The organism is uncultured Lactobacillus sp. (genome assembly GCF_947367085.1).
Taxonomy (GTDB): domain Bacteria; phylum Bacillota; class Bacilli; order Lactobacillales; family Lactobacillaceae; genus Lactobacillus.
The window spans coordinates 1-15,792 of sequence record NZ_CANBCP010000004.1 but is presented as its reverse complement, the minus strand read 5'-3'; the positions used below and the strand labels follow the sequence as shown (position 1 = coordinate 15,792).

The following is a 15,792-nucleotide window of genomic DNA, read 5'->3' as shown; positions in this document are numbered from 1 at the left end:
GATGGCGAAAAAACGAATCTATGAAGTAGCCAAAGAATTAGACATCGATAATAAGACCGTTGTAGATAAAGCAAAGGAATTAGGATTTGATGTTAAAAGCCACATGTCCTCCTTAGATGATGCTCAAGCCGACAAACTAGTTGAGGCATTTAAATCTAATAAGAATGCTGGTAAAGCAACTAAGAAAAAGACTAAGATTAAGATTTCTGTAGGTGCTATTAGAAGACCTAGTCATAGTGAGAAAAAGAAAGATTTCTCAAAAAATAAGAAACGATCTGATAATCACCGCAATAATCAAGATCAAAAGCGCAATAATAATCGAAATAATGAGCGTAATCGTCAAAATAATGACGCAAATAATTCAAGACCTGCAGCTAGAGACCTATTAAAACAGCTGCAACATAAACAAAGAAAAGAGTCTTCTGAATTAGATGCTCAAGCAGAACGCTCACGCCGTCAATGGAATGAGCAACAAAATTCTAATAAGGATACTAAGAAAGTAGAACAAGTGAAAAAAGCTGAAAAGAAATCCATCCCATCAGTAGGTGCCGAAGCTGTTAAAGCTCGTGTACAAGCAAGTCAAAAACCAGCTGGTCCAAAGATTATTAAGCCATCACCTGCTAGAAATAAACCAAAAGTTAAAAAAGTAGAACCTGTTATTCCTGAAGCCCAACCAGCTCCTGAAAATGCTAAACCATCCCGTAAGAAGGATTTTGGAAAGCCTGGTCGTAAAAAGCGTGAAGTTCCAGATTACGAACGTGAACGTAATGAACATTCCGATAAAGCGCGTAGACGTCGTAATAAGAAGAATAAGCGTAATAATCAATCTCAGGAAGTTAAAAAGCAACCTACTCAAAGAAAAGAACGTCCATTACCAGAAACTCTTGTTTTTGAAGAGGGTATGAATGCTCAAGATTTAGGAAAGCTTTTACACCGTGAACCAGCAGAAATCGTTAAAAAGTTATTCATGCTTGGTGTTATGACTAACCAAAACCAATCATTGGATAAGGATACGATTGAATTATTAGCAGCTGAATATGGTATTGATGCTCAAGAAAAGGTACATGAAGATATTTCTGATATCGATACTTTATATACTAAAGAAGTTGAAGCTTCTAAGAAATCTAAGCACCAAGTTAAGCGTCCACCAGTAGTTACAATTATGGGACATGTTGATCATGGTAAAACTACTTTACTTGATCGTTTGCGTCATACTAATGTTTCTGAACATGAAGCAGGTGGTATTACTCAAAAGATCGGTGCTTATCAAGTTCGTCTTGATGATCGATTGATTACCTTCTTGGATACTCCGGGACATGCTGCCTTTTCAAATATGCGTGCTCGTGGTGCAGAAATTACTGATATCGTTGTTTTAGTTGTTGCTGCAGATGACGGAGTTATGCCTCAGACTATCGAAGCTATTGATCATGCCAAAAGTGCTAAGGTGCCAATTATTGTTGCAGTTAACAAGATTGATAAACCTGGTGCAAATCCAGACCACGTTATGGAACAACTGATGAAATATGGTCTAGTTCCGGAAGACTGGGGTGGAGATACTATTTTTGTAAAGATCTCTGCTAAGACTGGTAAAAATGTTGATGACTTGCTTCAAATGATCTTGCTTCAATCTGATGTGATGGAATTGAAGGCTGACCCAGATCAAAAAGCTATCGGTACTGTTATCGAAGCCCGCTTAGATAAGGGACGTGGTACTGTAGCAGATGTTTTGGTACAACAAGGTACACTTAAAGTAGGTGATCCAATTGTTGTTGGGGATACTTTTGGTCGTGTACGTGTTATGACTAACGACAAGGGTCGCCGTGTAAAGAAGGCAACTCCATCCACTCCTGTTGAAATTACTGGTTTAAATGATGTTCCTTCTTCAGCTGATAAGTTAGTTGTTTTTGATGATGAAAAGACTGCACGTAGTGTTGGTGAACAACGTGCCAAAAATGCGCTTGAAAAACAACGTGAAAATGTTCAACATGTTACTCTTGATAACTTATTTGATACAATGAAGAAGGAGAACATGAAGGAAGTTGACATTGTCTTAAAAGCAGATGTTCAAGGTTCCGTAGAAGCATTACAACAATCTCTTGAAAAGATTGATGTTGAAGGTGTTAGAGTTAATATTATTCACGCTGGTGTTGGTGCCATTAATGAATCTGATGTAACTTTGGCAGGTGCTTCAAACGCATTTATCATCGGATTTAATGTTCGTCCTACTGCAACGGCTAAGAGTCAAGCTGAAGGTGAAGGCGTTGATATTCGTCTTTACAACATTATTTACAAAGCAATGGATGATGTTGAAGCAGCCATGAAGGGTATGCTTGAACCAACTTACGAAGAAAAAGTTACTGGTAACTTAACTATTCGTGAAACTTGGAAAGTTTCCAAAGTTGGTACAATTGCTGGTGCTTTTGTGGATAGTGGCTATATCACTCGTGATTCTGGCGTTCGTGTAATTCGTGACGGAATTGTTAAATATGATGGTAAAGTTGCATCCTTGAAGAGATTTAAAGATGATGTCAAGGAAGTTAAACAAGGATTTGATTGTGGTTTAACAATCGAAAACTTCAATGATATTAAGATTGATGACCAGTTAGAAGCTTACGAAATGCAAGAAGTTAAGCCTCAATAATTGATCTTTGATCTTCGGAGGTTTTGACATGAAACATAGAATTGGTCGTGTTGAGGGTGAAATTTTACGTGAACTGACTAAGATTTTACGTAAAGATATTCGTGATCCTCGTCTTAGCGATGTTACAATCACTGCTGTTGAATGTACGAATGATTTATCATATGCAACAATTTATTACAGTTTATTGACTGATGACGCAAAATCAGAAAAAGACGTTGCTGAAGGTTTAGAAAAAGCTAAAGGCATGATGCGTCACTTATTAGGACAAACTTTAACAGTGTATAAAGTTCCTGAATTGATCTTTAAACGTGATACTTCAGTTGCTTATGGTAGCAAGATCGATAACTTGATTAGACAAGTGAAAAAAGCTGATCAAGAAAGAGAAAATAAATAAACTAAAAAAGACGCCACAACCTGGCGTCTTTTAGTGTAGGGAGCGGAATTTTTATGCTTAATGGAATTGTAGTTTTAAACAAGCCTCGTGGAATGACTTCGAGCGATTGTGTTTATAAGTTAAGAAAAATTTTGCAGATACGAAAAATTGGTCATGCTGGAACGCTAGATCCCGAGGTTAACGGAGTGCTTCCAATTGCTATTGGTCAGGCGACCAAATTAATCGAATTGATGCATACAAAACCTAAATCTTATATTGGTTCAGGGATGTTTGGCAAAAGAACTGATAGTTATGATTTGGATGGTGAAGTACTAGAAACTCAAGCTGTTACTTCTCCTTTTACAAGTGATGAGATTATTGAAGGGATGAAGAAGTTAACAGGTCATCTTGAGCAGCTACCTCCAATTTATTCTGCTGTTCGAGTTAATGGAAAGAGACTATATGAATATGCTCGACAGCATATCGAGGTTCAAAGACCTAAGCGCGCAGTCGAAGTTTATGATTATAGTTTAACTAGCGATCCAGTTTATGATGAAGAACAAAAAACTGAAAGTTTTAACTTTGCAATACGTTGCTCGAAAGGGACTTATGTTCGATCTTTAGTGAATGATTTAGGGACGCAATTGAATTGTCCAGCTGTAATGACGAGTTTGACTCGAACCGCAAGTTCTGGATACGATCTATCTCAAGCTGTGAGTTTGGAAGATTTGGAACAAGAAATTGCCCATCCAGAAAAGTGGCTTCAACCAATTGATAGCTTTTTTAACGATTTAAAAGTAGTCGACTTGAGCGTTCAGCAATTTGATCGAGTTAAAAACGGTGCAAAAATCAAGTTAAATCAGAATGATAAAAAAATAGCTTTGCGATATAATAAAAAAATCAAGGCTATTTATCAAAGAAGTGATGATGTTTATTGTCCAGATTTGATGTTATTGAAAAATGAGTAATGGGGATTATTTAGATGAAGGTTTTAACCTTAAAGTATCCATTTAATACAAAAATATGTGATTCTAAAATTGTTTTGGCATTGGGATTTTTTGATGGTGTTCATATTGGCCATCAAGCTCTGATCAAAGATGCAAAAAAAGTGGCTAATCAAAAAAAACTACCATTAGTTGTAATGACTTTTGATCGTCATCCAAAAGAGATCTATAAAAAAGACAAAAAATTTGTTTATTTAGATACTAATTTTGAAAAAGAAAATAAAATGGAAGCTTTAGGTGTTGACTATCTTCTCGTAGTTCATTTTGATGAGCAATTTAGTCATCTCACTCCGCAGCAATTTGTGGATGATCTAATTGTTAGATTAAATACAGACACTGTTGTTGCTGGTTTTGATTATACTTATGGTCCAAAAGATGTCGCAAATATTAAGAATTTACCCAAATTTGCTCAAGGACGTTTTGAAATTGTAGTTGAACCAGAACAAAAATTTGCTGGTATAAAGGTTGGTTCTACTGAAATCAGAAATGCTATCCAAGATGGAAATGTATCTTTAGCTATGGGCTTACTCAACCAACCTTACCAAACTTCTGGTACAATTGTCCGCGGCTTTAGAAGAGGGCATAAGATTGGCTTTCCAACAGCTAATTTAAAAGTAAGTGGAAATAAAGTTTTACCAAAAGTTGGAGTCTATGCGACCAAGACCAAGATTGATGGTAAGTGGTATGATTCGATGACCAACGTCGGTTATAATGAAACTTTTGCCAATCAAGATTTGAGTATTGAAACGCATTTATTTGGTTTTAACCAAGAAGCATATGGCAAACCGATGACTATTAAGTGGTATAAATTTATTCGCGGAGATCAAAAATTCTCCGGGATCAAGGCTTTATCAGACCAACTTCAAAGAGATCAAAAGTTAGTTCAACAATATTTTTACGAATTAAAACAAAATTAAACTAGATTTCAAAGAAGATTTGTGATAAATTATCTTTATCAATTGAAATTCGAATATAGAAAGAAGGAGCGCCCTTGCGTAACTAATTTTGTTTAAAGCATATTATTAATAGACTTTTTATTACATTTAGAGTCTTTTTGTGTGCTTTGACGAATTAGTGCAAGGGATTGCTTTTTTTTTGATTTAAAAATCATTTTAAGTTAAAAGAGCCAGTCTTTTTGCATATCGTCAAAGGACTGGCTCTTTTTTCATGGGGTGATTTCTAATGAGCATTATAAAAATTACAAATCTTTCTTTTCATTATGACGACAGTAGTGAGAACATTTTTAATAATCTAAATTTAAATCTTGATAGTAGCTGGAAGCTTGGCTTAGTTGGAAGAAATGGTCGTGGAAAAACGACTTTTCTTAACTTGTTGAGAAATAGGCTTCATGGCATGGGACAAATTCAAACTAAGTTGACCTTTTCATATTTTCCCTTAGAAATTGAGAATCCTGAAAATATAACTCTCTACGAACTTCAAGATAAGGCAAACTTTGAACAGTGGGAATTAGAACGAGAATTGAATTTGATGAATACGGATCTTGATTTGCTTTGGCAACCGTTTAATACTTTGAGCGGAGGAGAGCAGACCAAGGTATTATTAGCTTTTTCCTTTACTGATAAAAATTCATTTCCGTTAATTGATGAGCCAACCAATCATTTGGATGAAGATAGCAGAAAGCAAGTGGCTGATTATTTGAAAAAGCATGATCAAGGTTATATTGTGGTTAGTCATGATCGAGACTTTTTAAATCAGGTAACAGATCATATTTTAGCGATTGAAAATACCGAAATCCATTTATATCAAGGCAATTATGCTAGTTACGAGGATACAAAGAATAAGCGGGATGAATTCAATCGAGAAAAGAATGAAAAACTAAGAGGTCAAGTAAAGACTTTGAATGAAAGTCGTTTGCGTCTTAAAGGGTATTCAAGCAAATCTGAAAATAATAAAAATGCCAAAGCTCACGATAATGAATTGCATGCTGATATTAATAAAGGATTTTATAGTCATAAAGCTGCGAAAATCATGAAACGCTCAAAAAACGTTGAACATCGAATGGATAAAGCTATTGAAGATAAAAAAGGATTGATGACAAATATCGAGGATATACCTGAATTAACAATGAACTTCGATCCTAATTACCATCAGACGTTGCTTGAAATTCAGCACCTTGATTTAACCATTCAAGGTAAACAATTATTTAATGATCTAAATTTGACAGTTAAAAACCATGGTGTCGTTTCTTTAGAAGGACCAAATGGAACTGGAAAATCAACATTTTTGAAATTTATTTTGGACAAAGTAAAAGATGTTACTCATACGGGTAAAATTGAATTAACAAATGGTCTCCAAATTTCATACTTGCCGCAAGATTTTACTGAGTATACTGGTACTTTAAAAGAATTCTCTGTGAGTCAAAAACTATCTTATCAAGAGTTGCTTAACAATCTAAAGAAGATGGGCTTTCCAAGAGAGAGTTTTTCAACCAGGATTGAAGAAATGAGCATGGGGCAACAAAAACGTGTAGCGATTGCCAAATCTTTAGTCGAACAAGCAGATTTGTATTTTTGGGATGAGCCGGCTAATTACTTAGATGTTTTTAATCAAGACCAATTGATCAAATTGCTTAAAGAGGTAAAACCAGCCATGCTTTTAGTAGAACATGATCACTACTTCATTGAACAAGTGGCGCAGGAGCGTATATTTTTAAAGAAATAGAAAAAATCTAAAAATAATTAGCACTCAGCTTGAACAATTGCTAATGTATGGTATTATATATGGTGTTAGCACATAGTGAACTTGAGTGCTAATAAAGGGGGCGATAAAAATGTTGACACAGCGGCAAGAGTTAATTTTGAAGACTATCATTAAGGATTTTACACAAACACATGAACCCGTTGGCTCTAAGACCGTGATGAATCAACTGCCAATTAAAGTTTCAAGCGCTACTATTCGTAATGAAATGGCTGCCTTAGAAGATCAAGGTTTACTTGAAAAAACTCACTCTTCAAGTGGCCGAATTCCTTCCACCAAGGGTTATCGGTATTATCTAGACCATCTGGTTGACCCAGTTGAAATTCCAGCTTCGGTCTACAACCAAATAGTTTGTCAGCTTGATCAACCATTTCATCAGGTTAATGAAATTGTGCAAGAAGCAGCTAAAATTTTGTCAGATTTGACAAACTATACTGCTTTTGCGGCAGGTCCTGAAACTCATGATGTGACAATTACGGGTTTTAGAGCTGTTCCTTTATCTAGTTATCAGGTAATGGCGATTTTAGTTACTGATGATGGTAATGTTAAGAATCAGGTTTACACGATTCCCCATGGCACGAGTGGAGAAGAGATAGAAAAGGCAGTCCGGTTAATTAATGATCAATTAGTAGGTAAGCACCTTAGTGAATTAAATGATGCTTTATTTAAAAAGATAGCTCATCATTTGGTTTCTAGAGGATCGGCTCCAATCATTTTAGATTTGCTTCAAGATGTAGTTAAAGATGCTGCTAGTGAGCAAATGTATGTTGATGGTCAATTGAACTTACTTAACAATTACGAAAGTGATGATGTTTCTCAAATTAAGTCACTTTATGAGCTAATTGATCAAAATGATATAATTTCTAACTTGATGGGGTTTAATCCTCATGATGCTGTAACTCAAAATAAGAAGTCACAGATTCAAGTTAAGCTTGGCTCTGAACTTCCATCTGATTTACTGAAGAATTATAGCTTACTTACTGCAGAATATAGTGTTGGAAAATATGGCAAAGGAACGCTCGCTCTATTAGGTCCTACTAACATGCCGTACTCGCAGATGATCGGTTTACTCGAGTACTTTAGAAATGAACTAGCTAAAAAGTTGCTAGATTACTATGGTAGGTTTAAGTAAAGGAGGTTAACTGTGAGTAAAGAAGAATTTCCGCATGAGAAAGATTTAGATCAAAAAGAAAAGATTACTCCAGATAAGGCAAAAAAAGCTGCTAAGGATTCTAAGAAAGAAGCTAAAGCAAAAGAAAATAAAAAAGCTCAAGATCCTCAATTAGAAGCCTTAAAAGCAAAAGTTACTGAATTGGCTGAAGGTGCTAAGCAGTTAGAAGATAAATATTTAAGAAGTGAAGCAGAAATTCAAAATATGCAAGCTCGTTATGCAAAAGAAAGAGCGCAACTTATTAAGTATGAATCTCAAAGCTTAGCAAAAGATGTTTTGCCAGCAATGGATAATCTTGAAAGAGCCTTAGCTGTCAAAGCTGATGATGAAGCTTCTAAACAACTTAAAAAAGGTGTGCAGATGACTTTAGATTCATTAATTAAGGCAATGAAGGATCACGGAATTGTCGAAATTGAAGCTGAGGGTAAAAAATTTGATCCAAATGTTCATCAGGCTGTTCAAACTGTTGCAGCTGAAGATGATAAGCAAAAGGACCAGGTTGTTCAAGTTTTACAAAAAGGATATCAATATAAAGATCGAACTTTAAGACCAGCAATGGTTGTCGTGGCTCAATAAAGAAAGGAAGCTAACTTATATGTCAAAAGTTATCGGTATTGACTTAGGTACTACTAACTCAGCAGTTGCAGTGCTTGAAGGAAAAGAACCAAAAATTATTACTAACCCAGAAGGTAACCGTACTACTCCATCTGTAGTTGCATTTAAAGACGGTGAAATTCAAGTCGGTGAAGTTGCAAAACGTCAAGCTATCACTAACCCTAATACTATTACTTCAATTAAACGTCATATGGGTGAAGCAGGATACAAGGTTAAGGTTGGCGATAAGGAATATACTCCTCAAGAAATTTCAGCTATGATCTTGCAATACATCAAGAAGTTTTCAGAAGATTACTTAGGCGAAAAAGTTACTGATGCAGTTATTACTGTTCCTGCTTACTTCAATGATGCACAACGTCAGGCGACTAAAGATGCTGGTAAGATTGCTGGACTTAATGTTCAAAGAATTGTTAACGAACCAACCGCTTCTGCTTTAGCTTATGGTCTTGATAAAGATCAAGAAGATGAAAAGATCTTAGTTTATGACCTTGGTGGTGGTACTTTTGATGTTTCTGTCCTTGAATTAGGTGACGGAGTCTTCCAAGTATTGTCAACTAATGGTGATACTCACCTTGGTGGTGACGACTTTGACAACCGTATTATGGACTGGTTAATCAAGAACTTTAAAGATGAAAATGGTGTTGACTTATCTAAAGATAAGATGGCACTTCAACGTTTAAAGGATGCTGCTGAAAAAGCTAAGAAGGATTTGTCAGGTGTATCTCAAACCCACATTTCTCTTCCATTTATCTCAGCAGGCGAAAGTGGTCCACTTCACTTAGAAGCAGATTTAACTCGTGCTAAGTTTGATGAATTAACTAATGACTTGGTTGAAAAGACTAAGATTCCATTTGATAACGCATTAAAAGACGCTGGTTTAACTGTTAACGATATCAGCAAGGTTATCTTAAACGGTGGTTCAACTCGTATTCCTGCAGTTCAAGAAGCTGTTAAGAAGTGGGCTGGAAAAGAACCTGACCACTCAATTAACCCTGATGAAGCTGTAGCCTTAGGTGCCGCAATTCAAGGTGGTGTTATTAGTGGGGATGTTAAGGATATCGTATTACTTGATGTTACTCCATTGTCACTTGGTATTGAAACCATGGGTGGTGTCTTCACTAAGTTAATTGACAGAAACACTACTATCCCAACTTCAAAGAGTCAAATTTTCTCAACTGCTGCCGATAACCAACCAGCTGTAGATGTTCACGTTCTTCAAGGTGAACGTCCAATGGCAGCTGATGACAAGACTTTAGGTCGCTTTGAATTGACTGATATTCCACCTGCACCACGTGGTGTTCCTCAAATTCAAGTTACCTTTGATATTGATAAAAACGGTATCGTAAACGTATCTGCTAAGGATATGGGAACTGGTAAGGAACAAAAGATTACCATTAAGAGTTCATCTGGTTTATCTGATGAAGAAATCAAGCGTATGCAAAAAGAAGCTGAAGAACACGCTGATGAAGATAAGAAGAAGAAGGAAGAAGTTGATTTACGCAACGAAGTAGATCAATTGATCTTCACCACTGAGAAGACTTTGAAAGAAGTTAAGGGTAAGGTTAGTGACGACGAAGTCAAGAAAGTACAAGATGCTTTAGATGATTTGAAGAAAGCTCAAAAAGACAACAGCTTAGAGGAAATGAAGTCTAAGAAGGATGCTTTATCTAAGGTTGCTCAAGATTTAGCTGTAAAACTTTACCAACAAAATGGTGCTCAAAATGCAGGCCAAGCTGGTCCTCAAGGTCCACAACCTAATGGTAACCAAAACGGCGGCTCAACTAATGATGGCGGTCCAACAGTTGACGGCGACTTTCATAAAGTAGACCCAGATAAGTAAAATCGGTATAATATACTGGATCAAAAAAGAAAAGAACTGCGACTTGTAGTTCTTTTCTTTTGTAAATTAAAGGAGCTTTTAAATGGCACAACGTGATTATTATGAAGTCTTAGGCGTTGATAAAAATGCTAGCGATGCCGATATCAATAAGGCATATCGTAAACTAGCTAAAAAATATCACCCAGACTTGAACCATGAACCTGGTGCTGAAGAAAAATATAAAGAAGTAAATGAAGCTTATGAAGTGCTCCATGACAAACAAAAAAGAGCTCAATACGATCAATTTGGTCAAGCCGGCGTAAATGGCCAAGGCGGTTTTGGCGGCTCTGGCTTTGGTGGTGGCGGTCAATATTCTAACTTTGGCGGCTTTAGTGATTTTGGTGACATTTTTAGTGACTTATTTGGCGGAGGACGCAGAAGAACTGATCCAACTGCTCCACAAAAAGGTCAAGACTTGGACTACACTTTAGAAATTGATTTTATGGATGCTATCAAAGGTAAAAAGACCCAAGTTAGCTATGATCGTAGTGAAGTTTGTGAAACTTGTCATGGAAGCGGCGCTGAAAAAGGCACACACCCAATTACCTGTGATAAATGTCATGGCACAGGTGTCATGACTGTTACTCGTCAAACACCATTTGGCGTAATGCAGCAGCAAACTACCTGTGATAAATGTCACGGCAAAGGTCAAATTATAGAACATCCATGTCCAACTTGTCATGGAGTAGGTACTGTCAATAAGCGTCACAGCGTTGAAATTGACGTTCCAGCTGGTATTGATAATGGACAACAATTACGCAAAGCTGGTGATGGTGAAGCCGGTAAAAATGGTGGACCTTACGGTGATTTGTACATTGTCTTTAAGATTAAGCCAAGTAAGAAATTTACTAGACGAGGAACGACAATTTATACTGAAGTACCAATTTCCTTTGCTCAAGCAGCTCTTGGGGACCAAATCCAAGTTGATACTGTCGATGGCAAAGTCACTCTTAAGATTCCAGCAGGTACACAGCCAAACACACACTTTAAACTCCGTGGACAAGGTGTGCCTCATCTAAATAGCACAGGTCGCGGCGATCAAGAAACTACTGTTAATGTGGTAATTCCTAAGAAGATGAATGATAAGCAAAAAGAAGCTTTGGTCGATTATGTCAAAGCTGGTGGTGGCAATATTACTCCACAAGAAAAGAGCTTTTTCGAACGTTTAAAGGATAAACTTAACGGTGAATAATTAAACAAAAATACGCATATCTAGTGTTGAGTCTAGGTATGCGTTTTTGTTAGTTATGGCGTAAAAATAAATCAATAAGAATTTTAACTTACTGCAAGCCTTTGATATAATTAATAAAGCGAAAAAGGTGAGTATATGGATATTAAAAAATTACAAGATTATCAAAAACACATCCGAAATTTTTCAATCGTAGCCCATATCGATCATGGTAAGTCTACGATTGCTGACCGTATCTTAGAGTTAACTGATACGGTGTCAGAAAGACAAATGAAAAATCAATTGCTTGATGATATGCCATTAGAGCGTCAACGTGGAATTACTATCAAGCTTAACTCTGTTGAAGTTAAATATCATGCCAAAGATGGTGAAACTTATATTTTTCACTTGATCGACACTCCAGGACACGTCGACTTTTCTTATGAAGTTTCGCGTTCGCTGGCAGCATGTGAAGGGGCATTGTTAGTTGTTGATTCCACTCAAGGTGTGCAGGCTCAGACTTTGGCCAATACTTATTTAGCAATTGACGACGATCTAGAGATTTTTCCAGTCATCAATAAGATTGATTTACCTTCAGCTGACCCTGAAATGTGCAAGAGCGAAATCGAAGAAATGATTGGCCTCGATGCTTCAGATGCTGTTGAAGTATCTGGAAAAACTGGACAAGGCATCCCTGAATTACTGGAAAAAATCGTCCAAGATATCCCAGCTCCAAGTGGCGATTTAACAGCGCCATTAAAGGCATTGATCTTTGATTCAAAATATGATGATTATCGCGGGGTAGTCCTAGCAGTCCGTATTGAAGAAGGTACTGTTAAGCCTGGTGACAAGATTAAGATTATGAATACCGGTAAAGAGTTTGAAGTAACTGAAGTCGGTGTTTCTAGTCCTCATCCTGTTAAAAAGGATATGCTTATTGCGGGTGATGTTGGTTATCTGACGGCTAATATTAAGTCAGTCCGTGAAACTCGTGTTGGTGATACGATCACCAGCGCTGAAGATCCAACTGAAAAGCCACTTCCAGGTTATCGTCAAATTCCGCCAATGGTATATTCTGGTATGTATCCTGTTGATAACCAAAAATACGATGACTTAAAAGAAGCTTTGCAAAAACTCCAATTAAATGATGCAGCCTTGGAATTTGAACCAGAAACTTCTCAAGCTTTAGGATTTGGTTTTCGCTGCGGCTTTTTAGGACTGCTCCACATGGATGTTGTCCAAGAACGTCTTGAGCAAGAATTTGGTATGGATTTGATCATGACAGCTCCAAGTGTGGACTATCATGCAATCATGAATGATGGTTCTACCAAGTTAATTGAAAACCCAGCAGAATTACCTGACGCTGGCGAATACCAAGAAGTGCAAGAACCTTACGTAAAGGCAGAGATCATGGTGCCAAATGATTATGTGGGCCCAGTGATGGAGTTATGTCAAAGAAAACGTGGCGAGTTTCAAACAATGGATTATCTTGATAAGTACCGTGTCAACGTTATTTACAAGATGCCACTTGCTGAAATCATCTTTGACTTCTTTGATGATTTAAAGTCCTCAACTAAGGGTTATGCATCGCTAGACTACGAAATCATCGGCTATCGTGCAACTGACTTAGTCAAGATCGATATGCTTTTGAATAAAGAGCCAATTGATGCCCTGAGTTTTATTGCCCATCGTGATGAAGCACAAGTGCGTGCTCGTCAGATGACTTCAATGCTGAAGAAGTTGATCCCACGTCAAAACTTTGAAGTGGACATTCAAGGTGCAATTGGGGCCAAGATCATTTCTCGTGTAACAATTAAGCCATACCGCAAAGATGTTACTTGGAAGATCCACACAGGGGATCCAGACCGTCGTGCAAAACTACTTGAAAAGCAAAAACGTGGTAAAAAGCGAATGAAAGCAGTTGGCCGTGTGGATGTGCCACAAGATGCGTTTATGGCAGTTCTTAAGATGAACGATGATGATATTAAGGGTAAGTAATTTGTAGAGTCATCATGAGTTAATATAAAGGCAAAGGAATATTACGATGCCAGAAAATAAAGACAAAAAGAAAAAGACACCAGCTAAAGTTATTTGGCTGAGAGTTGCAGCAGTTGTTTTGTTGATCATCGGTTTAGGGATGATCTTCAACAGCCAGATTCGTGACTATATGGTCCGTCAAAACCAAACTTCTGCTCTTAAAAAGCTTGATAAAAGTACTATCGAAAAAAACGAAAAGAAAAAAGGAATGTTTGATTTTTCTAAGGTCCAAGAGATTGACTTTAGTCAAGTCACTAAATCACGTGTAAAAAATACTGCTGATGCGATTGGTGCACTTGCAATCCCTGGCGTAAAAATGTATCTACCAATCATGAAAGGCCTTAGCAACGATGCAATGTCCACTGGTGGGGGCACGATGCGCGCCGATCAAGTAATGGGCAAAGGCAATTATCCATTGGCAGGTCACTATATGACCGCTAAAGGTGTGCTCTTTTCACCATTAGAAAACGCCCAAGTAGGACAAAAAGTTTACATAACTAATCTTAAAAAAATCTACGTCTATAAGATCTACATGAAGAAAAAAGTTGATCCAACTGCAGTATGGCTAGTTAATAACACTAAGCAAAATATCGTGACTTTGATTACGTGTGCAGATGGTGGAGTTAACCGCTGGGCAGTACGTGGAAATTTAATTAAGACAGAAAAAGCTACAGACAAGAACTTGCAGGTATTTAAATTAAAATAATGGACTGGATACAAAGACAAGCAAAACCCTTATCACAAGATTTAATTGATCAATTTCAACTTAGCCCACTTGCGGCTAAGTTGTTTTCGTTACGCGGAATTAACACAGCTAAAGATTTATCATTTTGGTTTGATGCAACTGAAGAGGATTTAGCTGATCCTTTTTTGATGCATGATATGGATAAGGCAATCGACCGCATCAACCAAGCAATCGATAATGGTGAAAAGATTACAATCTACGGTGATTACGATGCTGATGGAATTACTGCAACTACAATAATGGTCGAAACTCTGCAAATTTTAGGTGCAGATGTTCATTTCTTTATTCCTAATCGTTTTAAGGACGGCTATGGTCCAAGTTTGAAACGTTATCAGCAAATTGTTGAAGACGGCACTAAATTAATTATCACAGTTGATAATGGCGTCACTGGAATAGATGAAGTTGCTTATGCTAAAAGTCACGGGGTAGATACTATTGTAACTGATCACCACACATTCCAAGATCAAAAGCCAGATAGCTACGCGATTGTACACTGCAATTACCCTGGGCAAAAGTATCCTTTCGATGATTATTGCGGAGCAGGCGTCGCATATACAATCGCTCGAGCTTTAATGCAAGATCCAATGTCTGATATGTTAGAACTTGCGATGATCGGAACGATTGGAGACATGGTTAAGGTTTCTGGGGAAGGACATATTATCGTTAAACGCGGCCTTGAGATGCTTAACCAAACTCAGCGTCCTGGACTTAGGGCTTTGATTAAGCTGGCCGGTCTTGACTTAGGCTCAATTAATGAAACTGATGTGGGCTTTAATATTGCACCGCGTCTGAATGCCGTAGGAAGATTAGATAATGCATCATTAGCTGTAGATTTATTGCTGAGGGATGAAGAAGATCAGGCTGATGAACTAGCTCAAAAAATCGAAAACTTAAATGAAGAACGAAAAGAATTAACTGCGAGTGTTTATCAAGATTGTTTAAAAAGTATCAAGACTAACGGCTGGGGCCAAAGAAATACTCTTGTCATCTATAATCCTGATTTTCATGAGGGAGTCTTAGGTTTAGTAGCTAATAAAGTCGTCGAACGTACACACAAGCCGACTATTGTTTTAACTAAAAGTGAAACAGGCGAGCTCAAAGGGTCTGGTAGATCAGTGGAAGGTTTCAATTTATTTAATGCATTGGAGCCGATGAAAGATGATTTGCTTACCCAATTCGGAGGTCATGACTACGCTTGTGGCTTATCTTTACAAGAAGATAAGTTAGCTGATTTACGTCAAGCTTTCGAAAAAAGCTTTAAAGTTGATACTAATTTAAAATCGAAGTCTTATGATTTGGAGCTTGATTTTAATGAAGTAGGATCTGGAATCTTAGACGAAATAAATGCTGTTGGACCTTTTGGAACAGATAATGATCAACCAGTTTTTTCGATCTCTGAACCTAATATCGAGCATTTTTATAAGATTGGCAAAGATAAGAC

12 protein-coding genes are annotated in these 15,792 nt (G+C 37.1%); all 12 read left to right on the top strand.

Annotated elements, in window-relative coordinates; translation table 11 throughout:
* Position 1 precedes the first annotated feature (1 nt).
* A complete protein-coding gene (gene infB, locus Q0Y70_RS01280; protein WP_297815566.1) occupies positions 2 to 2,641 on the top strand; it encodes a translation initiation factor IF-2 in 2,640 nt (879 codons plus the stop codon).
* Positions 2,642 to 2,669: 28 nt separating this feature from the next.
* Positions 2,670 to 3,035 (top strand): ribosome-binding factor A, encoded by a 366-nt coding sequence (locus tag Q0Y70_RS01275; RefSeq protein WP_297815564.1) that lies wholly within the window; start codon positions 2,670 to 2,672, stop codon positions 3,033 to 3,035.
* Positions 3,036 to 3,088: 53 nt separating this feature from the next.
* Positions 3,089 to 3,982: a tRNA pseudouridine(55) synthase TruB gene (gene truB / locus Q0Y70_RS01270; protein WP_297815562.1), complete on the top strand. Its 894-nt coding sequence runs from the start codon at positions 3,089 to 3,091 to the stop codon at positions 3,980 to 3,982.
* Positions 3,983 to 3,996: 14 nt separating this feature from the next.
* Positions 3,997 to 4,935, top strand: coding sequence for a riboflavin biosynthesis protein RibF (ribF, locus tag Q0Y70_RS01265; protein ID WP_297815560.1), 939 nt, complete (start codon positions 3,997 to 3,999; stop codon positions 4,933 to 4,935).
* Between the two features lie 265 nt (positions 4,936 to 5,200).
* Positions 5,201 to 6,700, top strand: coding sequence for a ribosomal protection-like ABC-F family protein (abc-f, locus tag Q0Y70_RS01260; RefSeq protein ID WP_297815558.1), 1,500 nt, complete (start codon positions 5,201 to 5,203; stop codon positions 6,698 to 6,700).
* A 109-nt stretch (positions 6,701 to 6,809) separates the two neighbouring features.
* Positions 6,810 to 7,868 carry a heat-inducible transcriptional repressor HrcA gene (hrcA, locus tag Q0Y70_RS01255; protein ID WP_297815556.1) on the top strand — a complete coding sequence of 353 codons (1,059 nt, stop codon included), beginning with the start codon at positions 6,810 to 6,812 and terminating at the stop codon, positions 7,866 to 7,868.
* A gap of 12 nt (positions 7,869 to 7,880) precedes the next feature.
* Positions 7,881 to 8,483, top strand: a complete 603-nt coding sequence (gene grpE, locus Q0Y70_RS01250) for a nucleotide exchange factor GrpE (protein WP_297815554.1) — start codon at positions 7,881 to 7,883, stop codon at positions 8,481 to 8,483.
* 19 nt (positions 8,484 to 8,502) lie between these two features.
* Positions 8,503 to 10,362, top strand: coding sequence for a molecular chaperone DnaK (gene dnaK, locus Q0Y70_RS01245; RefSeq protein WP_297815552.1), 1,860 nt, complete (start codon positions 8,503 to 8,505; stop codon positions 10,360 to 10,362).
* A gap of 82 nt (positions 10,363 to 10,444) precedes the next feature.
* On the top strand, positions 10,445 to 11,593 hold the full coding sequence (gene dnaJ / locus Q0Y70_RS01240) for a molecular chaperone DnaJ (RefSeq protein WP_297815550.1): 1,149 nt from the start codon (positions 10,445 to 10,447) through the stop codon (positions 11,591 to 11,593).
* Positions 11,594 to 11,728: 135 nt separating this feature from the next.
* Entirely contained in the window at positions 11,729 to 13,567 is a 1,839-nt protein-coding gene (gene lepA / locus Q0Y70_RS01235) for a translation elongation factor 4 (protein WP_297815547.1), read from the top strand.
* Between the two features lie 46 nt (positions 13,568 to 13,613).
* Positions 13,614 to 14,312, top strand: coding sequence for a class A sortase (locus tag Q0Y70_RS01230; protein ID WP_297815545.1), 699 nt, complete (start codon positions 13,614 to 13,616; stop codon positions 14,310 to 14,312).
* On the top strand, positions 14,312 to 15,792 hold a 1,481-nt coding region (gene recJ / locus Q0Y70_RS01225), incomplete at its 3' end, for a single-stranded-DNA-specific exonuclease RecJ (RefSeq protein ID WP_297815542.1). The genes Q0Y70_RS01230 and recJ, both read left to right, overlap by 1 nt.